This window comes from Sorangium sp. So ce321 (genome assembly GCF_051530195.1).
Classification (GTDB): Bacteria; Myxococcota_A; Polyangia; order Polyangiales; family Polyangiaceae; genus Sorangium.
The window spans coordinates 6021930-6041359 of record NZ_CP150329.1 but is presented as its reverse complement, the minus strand read 5'-3'; the positions used below and the strand labels follow the sequence as shown (position 1 = coordinate 6041359).

The following is a 19430-nucleotide window of genomic DNA, read 5'->3' as shown; positions in this document are numbered from 1 at the left end:
GCGCTATGAGACCTTGGTCGTAAGCAGATCTCTCGGGCGGCGCCGTCATGCGCGCGCGTACCCCGATCAGGACCGCCCGTATGGCTCGCCGGATGGGACCGTGACCTCGCAGGGCTTCATGAGCGTCACGGGTCGGGCGTTGACAGCCGCGGGGAACTGTCGATTGTCCGGGTGACCATCTGCAGGAGCGACGGATCGTACGTGAAGCACGCGTCGAAGAGGTTCAAGAACGCATGCTTCTCCCGGACGAGCCGGGAGCACACGTCAGGACCCAGATCGGTGGGCACGCCGCCACGCAGGAGCTGGAGGTTGAGGTCGGCGCTCGGCTTGGTCTCGTCGCGGCTCGGCGCGGGCGCGACATGACGGGTTGACAGCGGCGTCGGCGAGGGGCTCTCATCGATGATGGATTCATGACGACGAGCAGCCCGCCGCGTGCCAGCGTGACGCCCATCGGCGCTGCGACCGCCGCCGCCGTGAGCTGGCGGTTCAAGGGCGAGCTCCGGGTGACCGCGATCGTGAAAGCCACCTTCGCGTTCGCCAACGACACGGCGATGCCGCGCGTCGCGCCGCAGGAGATCATCCGGGCGGAGATCCAGCACGGCGCCATGCACGTGCGGAGCGTCCGGTTCACGACTGACCTGGCTCCTCGCCTGCTCCAGGCCGACGTGCTCTGGACCGGCCATGCGCACGCGCCGCACGGCCGCCCTGTCGACACGTTGCCTGTCCGGCTCGGGCTCTTCTCGTCGAGCGGATGGACGCTGCTGGACAAGACGCTGATGGTCCGGAAGCGGGGCGGCTTCGTGCGGCTCCCTGTCGATCTCGAGCACGCGTACGGCGGGTTCGGCTTCCCGGGGAACCCGTTCGGTATCGGCTACGCGGAGGGCGAGCCGAACATCCTGGATCCGCGCGACGCGAAGCGCGTGGCCGGCTTCGGCCCGATCTCACAGGCCATGCCGGCCCGCAGGCGGCTCCTCGGCGCGACCCCGCGCGCCCTGCTCGAGCGCGAGATCGCCGAGATCCCCGACGATCTCTGCTGGGAGTACTTCCAGGCGGCGCCGCCCGACCAGCGCACGCCCTTCCTGCGCGGCGACGAGTGGATCGTGATGGACGGCCTGCACCCGAGCGCCCCGCGCGTACGCATGCGCCTGCCCGGCGCGCGCGGCTTCGCGCGCGTCCACGGCCTCTCGGACCTCGGCGTGGACGAGCGCGAGGCGCTCCCGCTCAGCGCCGACACGCTGCGCATCGACGGCGACGAGCAGCGCTGCACGGTGACGTGGCGCGGCAGCTTTCCTGTGCCCGCCGAGGGCGCGCTCTCTCGGATGCGCATCCTGGCCGGCGTCGAGCTCCCGGGCGAGCCGATCGCGTGGCCCGCCCCGGGCGCCGCGATCCACAGCGCCGCAGCGGCGGGCACGGGGCTCGCGCCCGGATCCGGCGCGGACGACGCGGACGATGCCGCCCTGAAGTCGACCCTCGCGATGTCCCGCGAGGCGAGCCAGACGGGCAGCAAGCGGCTCGACGGGACGGTCGACCTCGCGGACAGGGCGGTCGCGCAGCTGCCGGCCGCGTCGACGCTGCCGTTTCAACCGGCGCCCGCGGGCGCCTCGCCGCTGGCGCGACCCGCGCCGCTGCCGCCCGAGGTGCCGCTCCGCAGGTCGGCGACCGCGTCCCTGCCGAAGGACGTCATCGACCACGCCGCGCGCCAGCCGGCGACCCCCTTCGCCTCCGCGCCGTCCCCCGCCCCGCCGGCCGCGCCGTCCCCCGCCCCGCCGGCCGCGCCGTCCCCCGCCCCGCCGGCCGCGCCGTCCCCCGCCCCGCCGGCCGCGCCGTCCCCCGTCCCGCCGGCCGCGCCGTCCCCCGCCCCGCCGGCCGCGGGGCGCGCCTTCACCTGGTCCACGCCGCCTCCCGAGCCGCCGCCCCCCGGGCCGTCCGCCAGTCCGCCGAAGCGCCCCGCGAAGCTCGACGTGAACGCCCTTTTGTACGGCACCGGCAAGAGGCGGAGCTGACGCGCCGAGGCGCGCGAGGACCGGGAATGGACGGGAATGAACCACAGCGGCGCAGGAGCCCATCGCGGATGTCGAGGTCGACCCCGCGCCCTCGGGGCACACACGCGCCGCCGCCCGCGAGGCGCTCGCACGCGATCGGCGCTCCAGGCCCGACCTGCAGTGAAGCGGAGGACAAGCGATGAAGGAAGCCCCGGAGACGCTGGACGTTCGCATCGAGTCGGAGCGGGGGTCGTGGGACCACGTCCAGGTCCGTGAGCTCTCCGGGCGAGAGGCGATCTCGCAGCCCTTCTCGTTCGGTCTCGACGTCGTGATCGACGAGGGCCACGAACTCCCGGCCGACGCCGCGCCCGGCGCCGAGGTCAGCCTCGTCTTCGAGTCCGACGGCGAGGAGATCCGCCGCGTCTCGGGCATGCTCGGCCCCATCCGGGACCGCCTCGAGCCGCTGGCCGAGCGGTCCACTTGTCGCCTGCGCCTCGTGCCGCGCGCGTTCCGGCTCACCCTCGTCGAGACGCAGGAGATCTTCCTGGACCGCAGCGTTCCGGACATCCTCCGGAGCAAGCTCGAGCGGCACGGCCTCGGCGCCGAGGACGTCGAGCTGCGGCTGATCGAGAGCTACCCGGAACGCGAGTTCGTCGTGCAGTACGGCGAGAGCGACCTCGCGTTCATCAGCCGCCTGGCCGAGCACGTCGGGATCAGCTTCTTCTTCGAGCACGAGGACGGCCGCGACAGGCTGGTCTTCACCGACCATCCGTCCGGGTTCCGCCCCGCCGCGGGCGCGGCGACGGTGCCTTTCCGCGCCCGCGGCGAGGCGGCGGGCGTCTCCGCCCTCGAGGTGACGACCGATCTGGTGCCCACCAACTACGTCGTGCAGGACTACAACTACCGCGCTCCGCAGCTCGACCTGGCGGCGTACGCCGGCCTTCCCTCGGGCGACGGCGGCGGCGTCGTCGAGTACGGCAGCCACGTCAAGACGCCCGAGGAGGCCCGGCGGCTCGCGCAGATCCGGGCCGAGGAGCGGCTCTCGCGGCAACGCGTGTACGAGGGCAAGGCCAGCCGCGCGGCGCTGTCCGCCGGGCGGCGCGTGAAGCTGATCGAACACCCGCGCCTCCCGGGCCCGGAGGAGCTGCTCCTCGTCGAGGTGGAGCACGAGGCACGCTTCCCCGTGTTCAAGGACGCCGGCGAGCAGAGCCCCTACTACAGGAACGCCTTCCGCGCGATCCCGGCCCACGTCGCCTACCGGCCGCCGCGCCGGACGCCGAGGCCGCGCATCTCCGGCGTGGTGACCGGGATCATACAGCCGGGGCGCGGGGGGACGACGAACGGGATCGCGCAGCTCGACGCCGAGGGGCGCTACACGGTCCAGCTCCATTTCGACACGGCGCAGCCGGGCGAGCAGAAGGCCTCGCGCCCGATCCGGATGGCGCAGCCCTTCAGCGGCGCGGGGCACGGGATGCACTTCCCCCTGCGCCCGGGCACCGAGGTCCTCGTGGGGTTCGCCAACGGCGACCCGGACCGCCCGGTGATCCTCGGGGCCATGTCCAACCCGCTCGCGCCCTCGTCCGTGACGGCGCGCAACGCCAACCAGAGCCGCATCACCATGGCCTCAGGCGCCATGCTCGAGATCTCGGAGAAGCAATGACGAAGCCGACGACGGTCGGGATCCACTTCCGCTCCGAGGCCGCCCCGGCCGGGGGGTTCACCGTGCTGGCGCTCCGGGGCGAGGAGGCGCTGTCGCGCCCGTACCGCTTCGAGATCGATCTCGCGTCGCCCGATCCCGCGCTGCCGCTCGACGACATCGCCGGCGCGGCCGGCGAGCTCGACCTCGCCGGCCGCGCGATCCCGGGGGTCGTGGTCGAGGTGGAGCAAGGCGGCGCGCTCGGCGACGGCCGGTACGCCTACCGGGTCGCGCTCGCGCCGCGCGTCGCGCTGCTCGGCCTCGCGCGGCAGACGCGGATCTACCAGCGGCTCAGCGTGCCCGACCTGGTGGAGGCGGTGGTCGCCGAGAGCGGCCTCGCGATCGAGGTGGAGCGGCGGCTCGAAGGGGCGTACCCGCCGCGCGAGCACGCCGTGCAGTACCAGGAGAGCGCGCTCGACTTCGTCTCGCGGCAGCTCGAGCAGGCGGGCATCAGCTACTTCATCGAGCCGCGGGGCGGGGCGGAGCGGCTCGTCCTCTGCGACCATCCGGGCGGCTTCCGGGGAGCGGTCGAGGCCTCCATGGGCGAGGGGGAGGCCGCCCAGGTGCGCGCGCTGCGCTGCCGGCGCAGGCTGTCGCCGCGCGCGGTCGTGCTGCTCGACTACAACGAGCGCACGCCGGAGGTGCCGCTGCAGGCCGAGGCCGAGGTCGACGGCCGCGGCTTCGGGCTGCTCGTCGACGAGGGCGGGCCGTTCGCGACGCCCGAGCAGGGCGCCGCGCTCGCCGCCGCGCGCGCCGAGGAGCTGCGCTGCCGCGCGGCCGTGTACGACGGCGCGATCGGCGCGCCGCTCGCCGCGGGCGCGCGCCTCGGGCTCTCCGGCCACTTCCGGGCCGACTGGAACCGCGATTACCTGGTGACGCGCGCCGTGCACCGCGCCGAGGCGGGCGATGGGCCGCGCTACGCCTGCGAGTTCGAGGCGATCCCGGCCTCGACGCGGTATCGCCCGCCGCGCACGACGCCGAGGCCGCGCCTCGAGGGCGCGATGGTCGCGCACGTCGACGCGCGCGGCCCGGAGGGCACCGCGGCGGTCGACGCCGAGGGCCGCTACCGCGTGGTGATGCCGTTCGACCTGAGCGGCGCGGCCGAGGCGCAGGCCTCGGTGCCGATGCGCCTGGCGACGCCCTACGGCGGCGCCGACGAGGGCATGCACTTCACGCTGCGCAAGGGCGCCGAGGTGCTGTGGACCGGCGTTGGCGGGGACCCCGAGCGGCCGGTGATCACCGGGGTCGTGCCGAACGCGAAGAGCCGCGTGGTGACGAGCGCCGACGAGGGGCGCGGCCGCATCCGGATGCCGAACGGGGCCATGGTCGAGATGGGCGGCGGCTCGGGGCGCCCGCGGGCCCGAGGCGCTGGCGGCGCGCCGCCGCAGGCCTCGCGGGGCGGCGCCGAGGGCGCGCCGGAGGCCTCGCCGGGCGGCGCCGACGGCGCGCTGCCGCTGGAGCAGCAGCTCGGCCAGGACGACATGACGACGACCGCGAGCGCCGCGGAGGACTGGATCCGCATCGCGGTCCCGCACAGCGACGGGAAGTACAGCTACCTGCGGTACGGCGAGCGCGCGACCGCGGCGGCCGGCACGTTCACCGAGTCCGCGCGGCTCGATCCGGCGGACGGGTTCGGCGACGGCGGCTGGACGTGGTCGAACCTCGACACCGGCTACGACAGCAGCTCGGCGGCCAGCGACAAGGGGAGCGCCGCGCACTTCGGCTGGGCCGCGAGCGACGGGGTCTACGATCACACGGACGGCAACCGCACGGTGGTGACCCAGGGGGACTACCAGTCGGTCACCGGGGGCAACCGCACCGACGTCGTCCTCGGGAACTACCGGCTCGTGATCCCCAACCGGACGCTCGGCATCTACGACGTCGACTTCTACTCGATGACGTTCAGCAACGACTGGCAGGGCTGGCGCAAGACCCAGCGCAGCCACGTCTCGTCGGTCAACCTCACGTACGGCGACAACTCGAGCTTCTTCACCGGCATCAACTTCGGGATGAGCCTCGGCGGGAGCTACAACATCGCGGCCGGCGTGAACGGCAACGTCTTCCTCGGGCTCAACACCGGGATCACGGCCGGGATGGTCTGCAACATCGCGTACGGCCCGGTGCTCGAGTTCGGCAGCACGAAGAAGCTCACCACGGCCGACGAGCAGGACATCAAGGCGCGCTCCAAGGTGCACCTGCGCGTGCGGGCCACCGACACGCCGGCGGTCGAGGCCGCGAAGCCGTGGGTCGCCGCGGTCGCGGCGGGCGCCGCGGGCGCGGTGTTCGGCGCGGGCGGCGCGGCCGCGGGCAAGGACGACCTCGACAAGGGCGGCGGGCTCACGGGCATGACGTGGGGCATCGCGACGCTCGGGGCGCTGGTCGGGTCGTACCTGGTCCACAAGCTCGCGCACGCGAGCCCGCTGAACGACGCAGAGCTGATCATCGAGCCGACCCAGATCCTGCTGCGCTGCGGCGGGCCGGCCGGCGCGACGATCAAGATCGAGCCCGCCACGATCGAGCTCGCCTGCGGCACGAGCAGCCTCAAGATCGATACAACCAGCGTCGTGGCCACATCAGGGGCCTCCGTCCTGGAGCTGAGCGGCCCGAACGGGGCCTCCAACCTGAAGTTCGGCGGCAACATGGTCGTGGTCGACGCCGTGGGAGCCCTGATCCAGGGGCAGCAGCTTCAGTTCTTCTAGAGAGGAGAGGCCCGCGCCGCGAGCACGCGCGCGGCCCCGCGCGGCCCCGCATCGATCGAGAGCTGTCATGAAGATCGTCAACCCCACCCCCACGACGTTCGCCGCCATCTCCTGGCAGCTCCGGCCTCCGCAGTGGGCCCTGTGCCTCATCGCGAAGGGCACCTACCGCCTCTCGCCCGGCGAGCCGGCGATCCCGGCGGACGCCCCGGAGCCGCCGCTCGGCGACCTGTACGACGAGGACGACCCGCGCCGGGCCCTCCGCCGCGCATCCGACTTCGCGCCCTTCAAGCCCAAGGCGGATCTCCTGCTGTCAGGCAAGGCGTACGCGCCCGGCCGCCGGCCCGTCACGTCGCTGCCGGTCAGCTTCGCCGTCGGCAAGACCTCGCTCGCGCTGGTGGTGACCGGGGACCGCCACTGGACCGATCCGGCTGCCGGCAAGCGCGCCGATCCGCAGCCGTTCGTCGAGATGCCGCTCGGCTACGATCGCGCCTTCGGCGGCCCTGGCTTCGCGGCCAACCCCGTCGGCCGCGGCGCCTTCGACCCGGGCGAGCGCGACCCGCGGCGGCGGCCGCTGCCGAACGTCGAGGATCCGCGCGCGCCGGTCGACTCGCCGGCGGCGAGGCCGCCGCCCGCGGGCTTCGGGCCGCTCTCCGCCGCGTGGGCGACGCGCGCGAGCCAGCTCGGGACCTACGACGCGCGCTGGCTGAAGCAGCGCTGGCCGTTCTTCCCCGAGGATTTCGACTGGAGCCACTTCAACGCGGCCGTGCCGGCGCTCCAGGCCGAGTACCTGCGCGGCGACGAGGAGATCGTCTGCCTCAACCTGCACCGCGAGCGGCGCGAGTACCGCGCGTGGCTCCCCGGCGTCCGGATCCGCTGCTTCCTCGACGAGCTCGCGGGCGGCGCCGACCGCTTCCGCGAGGTGCAGATGAACCTCGACACGGTCCACGTCGACCTGGAGGCGGGGTCGCTGTGCCTCGTGTGGCGCGGCCACGCGCCCGTCTCCGCCGAGGACCACCCCGAGGTGCGGCACGTGCTCCTCGCGAGCGAGCCGCTCGGCGAGGGCCGCCTCGCCGCCGCGCACTACCGCGAGCGGCTCGCGCTCGCGCTGCTGGAGGCGCGCCCCGAGGCGGGGGCGCGCCCCGAGGCGGGGGCGCGCCCCGAGGCGGGGGCGCCGCCCGGCAACGACAACGACGGCGCGCCTCCCCTGGCCGGCGTCGACGACGCCGAGCTCCTCTCGCACATCCGCGCGACGCTCGAGAAGGGCGGCGCCCCGGCGGCGCTCGTCGCCGCCCTCGGCACGCCCGACGGCGACGCGGCGCTCGAGGCGTGGCTCGACGCCCTCGCCGGAGATCCGGCGCAGCTCGAGGAGGTCCAGCGCAAGACGCGCGAGCAGGTCAAGAAGGCGCTCGAGGCGCAGGGGCACGACCCGGCGAAGCTCGACGAGCTCGAGGCGCTCGACCGCGCGGACGGGGCCCGGGTCGAGGCGGCCCGGGCGGCCGCGGCGCCGTGGACGCGCGAGCGCGTCGAGCTCTGCCTGTCGATCCAGGAGAGCATGGCCGGCGCCGACCTCTCGGGGCTCGACCTGTCGAAGCTCGACTTCGGCGAGGCGCGGCTCGCGCGCGCCCTGCTCGTGGGCGCCGACCTGACCGGCGCCCGCTTCGACGCCGCCGACCTCGAGGGCGCGACGCTCGCGCGCGCCAGGATGGCGGGCGCGCGGCTCCCGTCGGCCAGGCTGAGCGACGCGGACCTCTCCGGGGCCGACCTCACCGGCGCCGATCTGACCGGCGCGACCCTCGACAAGGCGCGCCTGGACGGCGCGGCGCTGCGCGGGGCGGACCTGACCGGCGCCGGCGCGGCCGGCGCTTCGTTCCTCGAGGCCGACCTCACCGGGGCGCGGCTCGATGGCGCGCAGCTCGCCGGCGCCCGCCTCGCGCGCGCGGCGCTCGACCGCGCCTCGCTCCGCGGCGCGGCGCTCGAGGAAGCGAGCCTCGAGGGGGCGCACGGCGAGGCGGTCGACCTGCGCGGCGCCGACCTGCGCGGGCTGCGCGCCTCGGAGCATACCCGCCTGCCCCGCGCCCAGGCGCGCGGCGCCCGCGCCGACGGCTCGCGCTGGATGGACGCCGACCTGACCGGCGCCGACCTCGCGCTGGCGAGCCTGCGCCGCGCGGATCTCGGCCGGGCGGAGCTCGGCGGCGCCGACCTCCGCGGCGCCGACATGGCGGGCGCCGACCTGACGCGGGCGCGGCTCGGAGGCGCCCGCCTCGAGCGGGCGAACCTGCACGGCGCCCGCCTCGAGGCCGCCGACCTGCGCGGCGCCGATCTGCGCGGCGCGGGGCTCTACGAGGCCGCCCTGTGGCAGGCGCGGCTCGACGGCGCCGACCTGCGGGGCGCGCAGCTCGCGGCCACCCTGCTCACCAGCGATCGAGGCGCGACATGACCGGGACCCCCGCCGCCGGGTTCGCGCGCGACAGGGACGATCTCCTGGCGCGCCTCGACGCCGGGCCGCTCGACCCGCCGATGGTCGTCGGCCTCGACCTGCGCGGCGCCGACCTCTCGGGCCGCGATCTCTCGGGCGTGCTCTTCAACGGCGTCGATCTGAGCGACGCGCGCCTCGCCGGGGCGACGCTCACCGGCGCCGTCTTCCTCGCGGTCGCGCTCCGCGGCGCCGACCTGTCGGGCGCGCGCCTCGAGGGCGCGGTGCTCGCGCGAAACGCGCAGCTCACCCGCGACGCCGCGGCCGCGGCGCTGCCGCTCGAGGCCGACCGCGACCTCGGCCCCGAGGTCGTCGAGGCCCTGCGCGCCGCGGGGTACGCGGGGTACCAGGCCGGGTCCACGTCGCTCGCCGGCGCCTCGCTCCGCGGCGCCGATCTGTCGCGCGCCCGGCTCGAGGGCGTCGATCTCACCGGCGCCGATCTCTCGGCCGCCACGCTGGCCGGCGCCGGGCTCGCGGAGTGCGCCCTCGACGGCGCGCGCCTCGACCGCGCGACGCTCCGCGAGGCCGAGCTCGACCGCTGCACCCTCGCGGGGGCGAGCTTCGTCGACGCCGAGCTCGCCGCGGTGACGCTCATCGGGGTCGAGCTCGCCGCGCTCGATCTGTCCCGCGCCCGCCTCGTCCGCGGGCTCCGCGCCCCGAACCAGGATCTCCGCCGCGCGGCGCTCCCGCGCGACCTCGCGGGCGGCGATCTCACGGGCGCGAACCTCGCCGGCAAGGACCTGTCGGGCTTCGACCTGCGCGGCTGCAAGCTCGACGCGGCCGATCTCGACGGCGCCCAGCTCCCGTCCGCGGAGCTCGGCGGCGCCTCGCTCCGCGGCGCCTCGCTCCGCGGCGCGCGCCTCGCCGGCGCCGTGCTGAGCGGGGCCGACCTCGAGGGCGCCGCGCTCGAGCGCGCGAACCTCGACGGCGCCCGGCTCGACGGCGCCGGCCTCGAGCGGGCCGACCTCACCGGCGCGAACCTGTCGGGCTGCGATCTCTCGCGCGCCCGCCTTCGCGACGCCCGCCTGCGCGGCGCGCTGCTCGCGGCCGCCACGCTGCGCGGGACCGAGCTGACGGGGGCCGATCTCGCCGAGGCGTCGCTGCTCGACGCCACGCTCGACGGGGCGGATCTGCGCCGCGCGGATCTCTCGGGCGCCCGCCTCGCCCGCGCCGCGCTCGCCGGCGTCGATCTCTCGCGCGCCGTCCTCGCGGGCGCCGATCTCGCCGGGGCGCGCATCGCGGGCGGGCGCCTCCGCGGCGCGGACCTGTCCGGCGCGAGCCTCCGCGGCGCGGCGCTCCAGCGCGCGCAGCTCGCCGGCGCCACCGTCGCCGGCGCGGACCTCTCCGGGGCCTCGATCGAGCAGACCTCGCTGCTCGGGCTCGACCTGCGGGGCGTGCGCCTGACCGGCGCGCGGCTCGCGAGGAGCTCGCTCGTCGAGGCGCGGCTCGCCGGGATGGACCTCTCGAACGCGGAGCTGCGCGACTGCGATCTGTCGCGCGCCGATCTCCGGGACGCGAAGCTCGACGGGGCCGATCTGACGCAGGCGAGCCTCGCCGGCGCGGACCTGGGCGGCGCCTCGCTCGTCTCGGCGCGCCTCGGGGTCGCGAACCTGACGGGCGCCAGCCTCAGGGGCGCGCGGCTCACGGGCGCGGACCTCTCCCGGGCGTGCCTCGACGGCGCCGCGCTCGCGCGCGCCGATCTCGGCGGCGCGCGGCTCGACGAGGCGCTGGTGCGCAAGGCGGATCTGAGCGGCGCCCGGCTCGAAGGCGCCTCGCTCGTCCACGCCGATCTGTCGCACGCCGACCTGTCCGGCGCCGACCTGTCCGGCGCCGACTGCCGCGCCGCGAACTTGCACCGCGCGATCACCGCGCGCGCGCGGTGGGACGACGCGAAGCTCGATGGCGCCCGCGCGACCGATCCGGAGCGCGCCCGCGCCGAGGACTGGCGCCCGCCCACGTCGTTATGAGCCGCCGAAGACCGCCACGAAGCCCTGATCCGAGGACCACCGCCATGCCCACCGCCGCCCTCCCTTCCCTCCCCGCCGAGCCCCCGCCCGCCGAGGCGCGCCGCGACGGCGCCCCTCCGGGGGAGCGCCCGCTGCGCATCGTGGCGCGCGCGGGCGCCTCGGCGTCGATCGTCGAGCGCGACGGCCACGAGGTCGTCGCGGTGCACGACCCGGCCGGCCGGCTGCTCTTCGAGTACGACGCGGAGACCGGCCGGGGCAGCCTCGTCGCGGCGGGCGGCCTGTCGCTCGCGGCGCCCGGGGGCGACATCGATCTCGTGGCGGGGGGCGCCATCCGCTGCTGGGCGGCCGGCGAGATCACTATCTCGAGCAGGAGCGGCGCGACCCTCGGCGCGCGCGCCGGGGGGCTGGGGGCGACGGTGCGGGTCGCGCCCGAGCGCGTCACCGTGGCCGGGGGGGCGCTCGCCGCCGTGGCCGAGCGCGGCGACGTGCGCATCGATGAGGCGCGCTACGAGGGGCGAGCGCTCACCGCCGTGCTGGAGCGCGCGCACACCACGGTGGGCAAGCTCGAGTCGATCGCGGGGCGGGTGATCGCGCGCGCGGAGGACCTCTTCCAGGAGGTGCGCGAGCTGCACCAGCTCCGCGCCGGGCGGCTGCGCGCGCTGGTGGAGGACGTGATCGAGCTTCGCGGGCGCGAGGTGTCGGTGGACGCGCGCGAGGACGTGAGCCTCGATGGCCAGCGGATCAACCTCGGGTAGGAGGGGCGGCGATGTTTCCTGTGACCACGATGCAGGCCGGGATCTGTCAGGCGATGCCGGACACGTGCAAGACCCCGGCGCCGCCTGGCCCGCCGGTTCCGCTGCCGTACCCGAACGTGGCGATGTGCAACCAGGCCGTGCCGAGCACCTGCTCCCTGAAGGTGCTTCTGGCGGGCAAGCCGGTGCTCACGAAGCAGAGCGAGATCCCGATGTCTACCGGCGACGAGGCGGGCTCTGCTGGCGGGGTCGTGAGCGGCAAGATCAAGGGAGAGGCGATGTACCGCACGTTCTCGATGAAGGTGAAGGCCGAGGGCAACCCGGTCGTGTTCCACACCTGCTCGGTGGCGCAGAACGGCAAGAGCCCGAACATGCCGATGGGGGTGCAGGTCGCGCCGTCGCAGGCGAAGGTCGTGGTGAGCGGCTGAGGGGCCGCGGGGCCGAGGGGCTGGCCGGGCGGGGTGCCGTCGTGGCGGGGTGTCGCCACCGCGTGGTGCACCGCAGCCGGTACGAGCTCGGGGCCGCGGGCGCGGTCGCGTGCCGGCTGGAGGTGCACCTCACCCCGCGCGCGCTGCCCCACCAGACGGTCGAGTTTCACCAGCTCGTGGTGCGGCCCTTGCCGACCTCGCGGCGGCTCGAGGAGGACGCCTTCGGCAACCGCTGCGCGCGCGTCGAGATCGGGGGGCGCTTCGGCGCCGTCGAGGTGACGGCGCTCAGCGTGGTGCGCCTGGGCGAAGAGGAGGCGGGCGGCGACGGCGATCTCGGGCACGACTGGCGGGCGGCGACGGAGCGCACGGCGGCCGCCGCATCGGAGGATCCGGCGCTGCGCGCGTTCGTCGAGGGCACGGCGCGCGCGCCGCGGAGCGCCGCGATGGCGGAGTACGCGCGGGGGAGCTTCCAGGAGGGCCGCCCGCTCGGCGCGGCGCTGGAGGGGCTGGTCGCCCGGATCCGGCGGGATTTCGCCTTCGATCCTGGGGCCACCACCGCGGACACCGGCCTCGCTGCCTTCTGCGAGCTCCGGCGCGGTGTCTGCCAGGACTTCGCGCACCTGGCCGTGGCGTGCCTGCGATCGGTGGGCCTCGCGGCGCGTTACGTGAGCGGCTATGTGGCCGGCTCCGCCGCGGCGCCGTCGCGCGCCTCGCATGCGTGGGCGTCGGTGTGGTTGCCGTCGGGCGGCTGGCACGACCTCGATCCGACGGAGGGGCGCCTGGGCGCGACCGGGCACATCGTGCTGGGCTACGGGCGCGACTACGAGGACGTCGCGCCGATCCGGGGCACGGCCGAGGGGGCGCGGGGCGTCCGGCTGCGGACGGCGATCACGGTGGCGCCAGCGGGGAGCGATTGAGGCCTCCCCGCTCGCCTCACGATCCAGACATCGATGGTCAAGGAGCTTCAGCGTGACGCCGGCCGGCGAGTCAGCCGCCTCGCCGACGCAGCTCGGCCTCGAGCTCGGCGATGCGTCGCTCCGCCAACACGCGTCGCCACGGGCGTGACGTGAATCCGTTCCTGAGCCGGCGTGCCCCCCAGGAAGGAAACGTCGATGAAGAACGACGCAGCGGTCACGGCCCCGATCACACCCCCCGTGATGACCAGGGCAGTCCCCACGCCGGCGGACACGTTGCGGGCGTCTCGCAGGCGGAGCAGGTCAGCGCAGGATTGGCCTCGAGTGGTCGGCCGACAGCCCCGTGCTCGGCAAGGTCACCATCCGCCGCGCGGATATCGACGTCACGCCGCTCAGCCTGCTCGAGATCATCGGCGATAATCCTCCGAGGTACCGCAACACCATGTTCCTGGACTTCACCGTCACGATCGAGCGGCCGCCGGGCGGCGGCCCGCCCCTGGTGCTGTCGAACACGAAGACGGCCAGGCTGTTGAACGACAATCTCACCGTGTATCCGCCGCAGGGGCACGTCTACCAGCTTCAGGAGCCGGTCGACCTGGCGCCTGTCGGCGCGCCAAACCAGGTCGTCGCTGCGCTCCTCCAGCTCCCGCTGACCGTCTCGCACAACCCGTGACGCTCAGGCACCCCGGCGACGGCGAGGTCCCAGCCACCGCGGCCTGAGCCCGGCGCGAGGACGCGCTCCTCGCCGGGCGTCCTCGGCATTCCAGGCCAGGGCAGCGGCCTTCGCGCCCGTCACCTGCCGCCCCGTGGCGCTGGCGTGCTCTGGGCGGGAGCGCCGGGCGAGGCATGCTCCGGCGAGGCTGTCTCACGAGGCGAAGCTCAGGACACCTCGCGCGGCTCGAGGCGCGCGCGCCGGAGCATCACGAGCCCGAGCAGGACCCCGCCAGCCACGATGGCGATGTCGGCGACGTTGAACACCGGCCAACGGTGAAGGTGGATGAAGTCGACGACGTAACCGCGGACGGCGCGATCGATCGCGTTCCCGATCGCGCCGGCGACGATGAGCGCGTACGCGACCTGCTCGGCGGCCGAGGCGCGGCGGCTGTGCCACCAGACCAGGATCACCGCGCCGAGGACGATGATCGAGAACGCAAAGAGGATAGCCACCTTCGCCGGCGAGTGGATGCCCCGGAGCAGGCTGAAGGCCATGTCGCGGTTCTCGGCGTAGCGGAGATCGAGCAGCCCCGGCACGATCGACAAGGGCGCTCGCCGCTCGAGCGTGGCCTGCGCGACCGCCTTGGTCACATGGTCGCACCCCACCAGGGCCATCGTGAACAGGATCAGGAGCCAGCTCATCACACGCCGCGCCATGGCCGGTGAAACGCGGGGCCGCGTTTGTGTGTTCCCGCCTAGAGTGCGGTCCGCATGAACCGTCGGTTCTCCTTCCCCCGGGACCGCCTGCGCCTCGCCCTCGCGCTCGGGCTCGCCGCGACGCTCGCGCCCGCCCCGGCCGCGGGCGACACGCCCGCCCCCGCGGGCAACGCTCCCGCCCCAGGCGACCTCCGGGCGCGCGGCGTGCCGTCGATGCGCGTCTTCGACGCGGAGGACGGCATCCCCCAGATCACCATCAACTCCATCGCCTTCGAGCCCGGCGGCCGCCTGTGGATCGGCACCCAGAACGGCGCGGCTTCGTACGACGGGCGCCGCTTCACCCCCCTCCCCCTGCCCACCGGCGGGGGGTCGAGCTGGGTGCAGGGGGTCGCCGTGGGGCAGGACGGCGCCGTCTGGTTCGGGATGATGACCGGCCAGATCCTCCGCTTCGCGGAGGGGCGCTTCACGCGCTTCGGGGCCGCCGAGGGGCTCACGGGCGAAAAACCGATCCGGACGCTGATCGAGGCGCCCACGGGAGCAGGGCGCGCGCTCTGGGTCGGGACGACCGACGGCCTCTACCGCCTCGATGGCGAACGGTGGACACGGGTCGACCTGGGGCCCGGCTTCGAGCACCCGGACGTGCGCGCGCTGCACGCGACGACGCTCCCGGGCGGCGAGCCGGCGCTCTGGGTCGGCTCGGGCGACGGCCTCTTTCGCTGCGACGATCGGGGCTGCGCCCGCTTCGCGACGACCGCGGACGGGCTGCCCAGCAACGTGGTCATGGCCCTGCTCGAGACCTCCGGGGAGGCGGGGAGCCGCGTGCTCTGGGCAGGCACGAGGGGCGGCGTCGCCCGGCTCGCGGATGGGAGGTGGGAGAGCTTCACCCCCGCGAGCGCGCCGGCGCTGGCGCACCCCGTGCGGGCGCTCGCCGAGACCGTGAGCGGCACCGGCGCGCGGACGCTCTGGGCCGCCACCTACGGCGGCGGCCTCGCCCGGCTCGCGGGCGGGACCTGGACGGCGCTGACCAAGGCGAGCTCCACCCTGCCCGACGACCACGTGATGGCGCTCGCGGCGACCGGCGAGGCGCACGGCGGGCGCACGCTCTGGATCGGCACCAACGCCGGCGGCCTCGCGCGGCTGCGGCACGACGGGTGGGTGGGGTTCACGCAGCGGAACGCGGGCCTGTCCGGCACCATCAGCTCCATCGCCGAGGTGCGCGCGCCGGGAGGGCAAGCTGGCCCGCCCGAGCTCTGGGTGGCCGTGAACGACACGGTGGTGCGATCGTCGGAGCAGGGCTTCGCGCCGCTCGACGCCCCCGAGCTCGCCGGCAAGCTCGGCACCCTGGTGACCTTCCTCCTGCCGTCTTCGCGTGAGCCCGGGGTGGTCTGGATCGGCAGCGACATCGCCGGGATCCATCGCTGGGCAGGCGGGCAGCTCACCACGTACACGAAGCAGAGCTCCCCCCTCCCCGGCTCCGGCGGCCTGGCGCTCTCGGAGTCGCTGGACGGCCGCGCGCTCTGGATCGCGACGGACACCGGGGCCGCGCGCCTGGACGCGCACGGCGCGTGGCAGGTCTTCACGAAGGCGCAGGTGCCCCTCGCGGACGACCACTTGACCAGCATCCTCGAGACCGCAGCGCCGGGCGGGGAGGTCTCCACCTGGTTCGGCACCATGAGGGGGCTCTCGCGGCGCACGGGCGGGCAGTGGCGGAGCTACACGGCCGCGGACGCGCCGCTCGCCTCGAACGCGGTCGCCGCGCTCACCGAGATCCGGGACAGGCGCGGCGCGCGGGTGCTCTGGATCGGCACCCAGGGCGGGATCTCGCGCTACGACCTCGACGCGGAGGCGTGGCTCGAGCCGCTGAACGAGCGGAGCCAGCCGTCGCTGCCGGACAGCATCGTCTACGGCGTGCGCGCGGATGCGCAGGGCCGGATCTACGCCTTCACCGACCGCGGCGTCACCCGCTTCACCCCGCGCGCCCCCACGCCGGACGACCCCGCCGAGCTCGCGGCCTACACCTTCACCACCGAGGATGGGCTGCCGAGCAACGAGTGCAACCAGAACGGCTCGTTCATCGACAGCCGGGGCCGCGTCTGGGCGGGCACCACCGGCGGGGTGGCGGTGCTCGATCCGGCCGAGGAGGTGCCGGACGTCGCGCCCCGGCCGCTCGCCCTCACCGCGCGCGCTCAACGTGCGCGCGGCGCGCTCGCCCTCGCGCCCGGCGCGTCGCTCGGCTGGGACGAGAACACCGTCTCATTCGAGTACACGCTCCTGAGCCTCTTCCACGAGCGCAGCACGCGCTACAGCTCCCAGCTCGCCGGCTTCGACGCGGCGCCGAGCGCGTGGAGCGCCGACGCGAGCGCGCGCTACACGAACCTCGCGCCCGGCCCGTACACCTTCCAGGTCTGGGGCCGCGATCACGCCGGCAACGTCGCCGGCCCGGCGACCATCGCCTTCCGCGTCCGGCCCGCGCCGTGGCGCACCGCCTGGGCCTACCTCGGGTACGCGGCGGCGCTGGGCGGGCTCGTCTACGGCGGCGTGCGCCTGCGGCTCCGGGCGCTCAGGCGGCGGACGCGCGAGCTGGAGCTGCTCGTCGAGCAGCGCACCGCCGAGCTCACGGCCGCCAGGGACGCCGCCGACGCCGCGAACCAGGCGAAGACCACCTTCCTCGCCAGCATGAGCCACGAGCTGCGCACGCCGCTCAACGGCATCCTCGGCTACGCGCAGCTCCTCCAGCGCTCGCCGCGGCTCGCCCCGGAGGACCGGCCCAGCGTGGACGTGGTGCGCCGGTCGGGCGAGCACCTGCTCACCCTGATCGACGACGTCCTCGATCTCGCCCGCATCGAGGCCGGCCGGATGGACCTCGCGCCGGGCGACGTCCACCTGCCGTCGCTCGCGCGCACGGTCGCGGAGCTGTGCAAGGTGCGCGCGGCGCAGAAGGGGCTCGCGTTCGAGCACGAGGTCGCGGCGGGCACGCCGGCGTGGGTGCGGGCCGACGAGAAGCGGCTCACGCAGGTGCTCCTCAACCTGCTCGGCAACGCCATCAAGTTCACCCGCGCGGGGCGGGTGACCTTCCGGGTCGCGGGGGGCGAGCGAGAGGGGCGCGGCGGCGTCGTCTTCCGCGTCGAGGACACCGGCCCCGGCATCGCGCCGGCGGATCTCGCCCGCATCTTCGAGCCGTTCGAGCAGGCCGGCGACGAGCGCGCGCGCGTGGAGGGCGCGGGCCTCGGGCTCGCGATCACCCGGCGCATCGTCGACCAGATGGGCGGCCGCATCGACGTGGAGAGCGCGCCCGGCGAGGGCAGCGCCTTCACCGTGGCCCTCGACCTGCCCGCCCTCGCCGGCGCGTCGCCGGCGCCGTCCGGCACGCGGCGCGGGGCCGCGGCGATCACCGGGTACGAGGGCGCGCGCCGGACGATCCTCGTGGTGGACGACCACGAGGACAACCGCGCCTTCCTGCGGGACGCGCTCGCCCCGCTCGGCTTCGAGGTCGAGGAGGCCGACGGCGGCGAGGCGGCCGTCGTGGTGGCGGAGGCGTGCAGGCCGGACCTCGTGCTGATGGACCTCCGCATGCCCGATCTCGGCGGCGACGAGGCCGCGCGCCGCATCCGCCAGCTCCCGGGGCTCGCCGGCCTGCCGATCCTCGCCACGTCGGCGAGCGTGGAGGAGCCCGAGCGGGCGCGCAGCGCGGCCGCCGGCTGCGACGGCTTCCTCCCGAAGCCCATCGACCTCGGCGCCCTGCTCGCGCTCCTGGAGCGCCGCCTCGCCCTCACCTGGGTCCGCGCGGCGCCCGCGAGCGCGCGTGGCGGCGCGGGCGCGGAAGGCGACGGCGGCGAGGCGCCGCTGCGCGGGCCGGTCGTGCCGCCGCCCGCGGAAGAGCTGGCGCGGCTCGCGGAGCTCGTCGAGCGGGGACGCATCCAGGACGTCGTGCAGCGGCTCGCCGCGCTCGAGGCGGAGGACCCGCGGCTCGCGCCGTGGCTCCGCGAGGTGCGCGGGCTGGCCGAGGAGTTCCGGATCCGCGAGCTCGGCGAGCGGCTGGCCGCGCCGGAGCGCGGCGACGCGGCTTCATGACCGAGATCGTGCGGCGCGGGTGCTTCGCGCCGTGCTCTGCCTTACCGTGTCGGCATGACCATGCGCTCTCGAACCATGAAGCAGCACCGCTCCTCGGTCATCGCGGCCACGCTCCTGGCCGCGGCGTCCGCAGGCCTCCCCGTCGCGCGCGCTGACAGCGGCCCGCTGGAGCCCGCTCCGGTGACATTCAGCGTGACGGATCCCTACGCGCGCAGCGTCGAGCGCGAGATCCACGGCTTCCGCGTCGACCCGCCCTGCGCGGCCACGTCGGTCGTGCTGCTGCAGCACGGACTCTCCTACAGCGCCGAGGCCTGGGATTTCAGCCCCGAGGAGGGCTATTCCTACGCGCGCACCCTGGCCGCCGCCGGCTACACCGTGGTGGCCATCGACCGGCTCGGCTACGGCGCGAGCACCCTGGATGACGGATACAGGGCGACGGTGGACGTGCACGCGGACATCGCTCACCAGATCGTCCAGCAGCTCCGCGGGGAGTTCGACCACGTCGCGATCGGCGGCCACAGCGCCGGCGCCGAGGTCTCGGAGCTCGAGGCAGGCCTGTTCGACGACGTCGATGCCCTGATCGCGATGGGGTACCACCAGTTCCCCTCCACGCGGTTCCTCGCCGACTTCACCACCGGCGACATCCCGCGCGCCCTCCTCGGCGATTACGAGTACTTCCTGGGCACGCCGTCCCACCGCGCCGCGATGTTCTACACCGCCGCCGCCGAGCCGTGGGTCGTCGCCGCGGACACCGCCGCCGCCAACCTGACGCCCAGCGGCGAGATCCTCACGATCACCCTCCAGCCCTCGCGCGTCCTCGCGCCGTTCGTCCGCGTCCCGGTGCTCCTGCAGCTCGCCGACGGCGATCGGCTGTTCCCCTCCGCCTTCGCCCCCCTCGCGGCGGCGAGCTTCATCCAGTCACCCTCGGTGACGCTCGATCGCGTGCCGCAGGCCGGCCACACGTACATGCTCCACCGCAGCGGCCCGGCGGCCGGCGAGCGCATCGCCGACTGGCTGCGCGGCCGGCCCGAGACGCCGAGCTGCCTGCCCTGACTCCCCGTGAGGAATGCCAGCCCG

At 75.3% G+C, this 19430-nt stretch carries 13 protein-coding genes; 11 read left to right on the top strand and 2 right to left on the bottom strand.

The features are described 5' to 3' along the window. Positions 1 to 125: 125 nt before the first annotated feature. Positions 126 to 287 carry a hypothetical protein gene (locus WME89_RS22200; protein WP_438011123.1) on the bottom strand — a complete coding sequence of 54 codons (162 nt, stop codon included), beginning with the start codon at positions 285 to 287 and terminating at the stop codon, positions 126 to 128. Between the two features lie 123 nt (positions 288 to 410). On the opposite strand from WME89_RS22200, the gene WME89_RS22195 reads away from it, so the two are divergent. The 9 genes from WME89_RS22195 (at position 411) to WME89_RS22155 (ending at position 13584) form a co-directional block, all read left to right on the top strand. Next, positions 411 to 2003 (top strand): DUF2169 family type VI secretion system accessory protein, encoded by a 1593-nt coding sequence (locus tag WME89_RS22195; RefSeq protein ID WP_438011122.1) that lies wholly within the window; start codon positions 411 to 413, stop codon positions 2001 to 2003. A gap of 178 nt (positions 2004 to 2181) precedes the next feature. Then, complete coding sequence (locus WME89_RS22190; RefSeq protein WP_438011121.1) at positions 2182 to 3642, top strand: type VI secretion system Vgr family protein; 1461 nt, start codon at positions 2182 to 2184, stop codon at positions 3640 to 3642. Then, on the top strand, positions 3639 to 6377 hold the full coding sequence (locus WME89_RS22185) for a type VI secretion system Vgr family protein (protein ID WP_438011120.1): 2739 nt from the start codon (positions 3639 to 3641) through the stop codon (positions 6375 to 6377). The genes WME89_RS22190 and WME89_RS22185 overlap by 4 nt, the downstream gene beginning before the upstream one ends. A 67-nt stretch (positions 6378 to 6444) precedes the next feature. Continuing rightward, complete coding sequence (locus WME89_RS22180; protein ID WP_438011119.1) at positions 6445 to 8814, top strand: DUF2169 domain-containing protein; 2370 nt, start codon at positions 6445 to 6447, stop codon at positions 8812 to 8814. Continuing rightward, complete coding sequence (locus tag WME89_RS22175; protein ID WP_438011118.1) at positions 8811 to 10817, top strand: pentapeptide repeat-containing protein; 2007 nt, start codon at positions 8811 to 8813, stop codon at positions 10815 to 10817. The genes WME89_RS22180 and WME89_RS22175 overlap by 4 nt, the downstream gene beginning before the upstream one ends. A gap of 44 nt (positions 10818 to 10861) precedes the next feature. Beyond that, positions 10862 to 11572 carry a DUF3540 domain-containing protein gene (locus tag WME89_RS22170; RefSeq protein ID WP_438011117.1) on the top strand — a complete coding sequence of 237 codons (711 nt, stop codon included), beginning with the start codon at positions 10862 to 10864 and terminating at the stop codon, positions 11570 to 11572. A gap of 11 nt (positions 11573 to 11583) precedes the next feature. Continuing rightward, positions 11584 to 11997, top strand: a complete 414-nt coding sequence (locus WME89_RS22165) for a DUF4150 domain-containing protein (RefSeq protein ID WP_437627194.1) — start codon at positions 11584 to 11586, stop codon at positions 11995 to 11997. 41 nt (positions 11998 to 12038) lie between these two features. Then, positions 12039 to 12914: a transglutaminase family protein gene (locus tag WME89_RS22160; RefSeq protein ID WP_438011116.1), complete on the top strand. Its 876-nt coding sequence runs from the start codon at positions 12039 to 12041 to the stop codon at positions 12912 to 12914. A gap of 340 nt (positions 12915 to 13254) precedes the next feature. Beyond that, on the top strand, positions 13255 to 13584 hold the full coding sequence (locus WME89_RS22155) for a hypothetical protein (RefSeq protein WP_438011115.1): 330 nt from the start codon (positions 13255 to 13257) through the stop codon (positions 13582 to 13584). 206 nt (positions 13585 to 13790) lie between these two features. On the opposite strand, the gene lspA is transcribed toward WME89_RS22155, so the two are convergent. Further along, positions 13791 to 14267, bottom strand: a complete 477-nt coding sequence (gene lspA / locus WME89_RS22150) for a signal peptidase II (protein ID WP_438011114.1) — start codon at positions 14265 to 14267, stop codon at positions 13791 to 13793. Between the two features lie 69 nt (positions 14268 to 14336). On the opposite strand from lspA, the gene WME89_RS22145 reads away from it, so the two are divergent. Both WME89_RS22145 and WME89_RS22140 read left to right on the top strand, forming a co-directional pair. Further along, positions 14337 to 18353: an ATP-binding protein gene (locus WME89_RS22145; RefSeq protein ID WP_438011113.1), complete on the top strand. Its 4017-nt coding sequence runs from the start codon at positions 14337 to 14339 to the stop codon at positions 18351 to 18353. 60 nt (positions 18354 to 18413) lie between these two features. Then, positions 18414 to 19406 (top strand): alpha/beta hydrolase, encoded by a 993-nt coding sequence (locus WME89_RS22140; protein ID WP_438011112.1) that lies wholly within the window; start codon positions 18414 to 18416, stop codon positions 19404 to 19406. Positions 19407 to 19430: the final 24 nt, after the last annotated feature.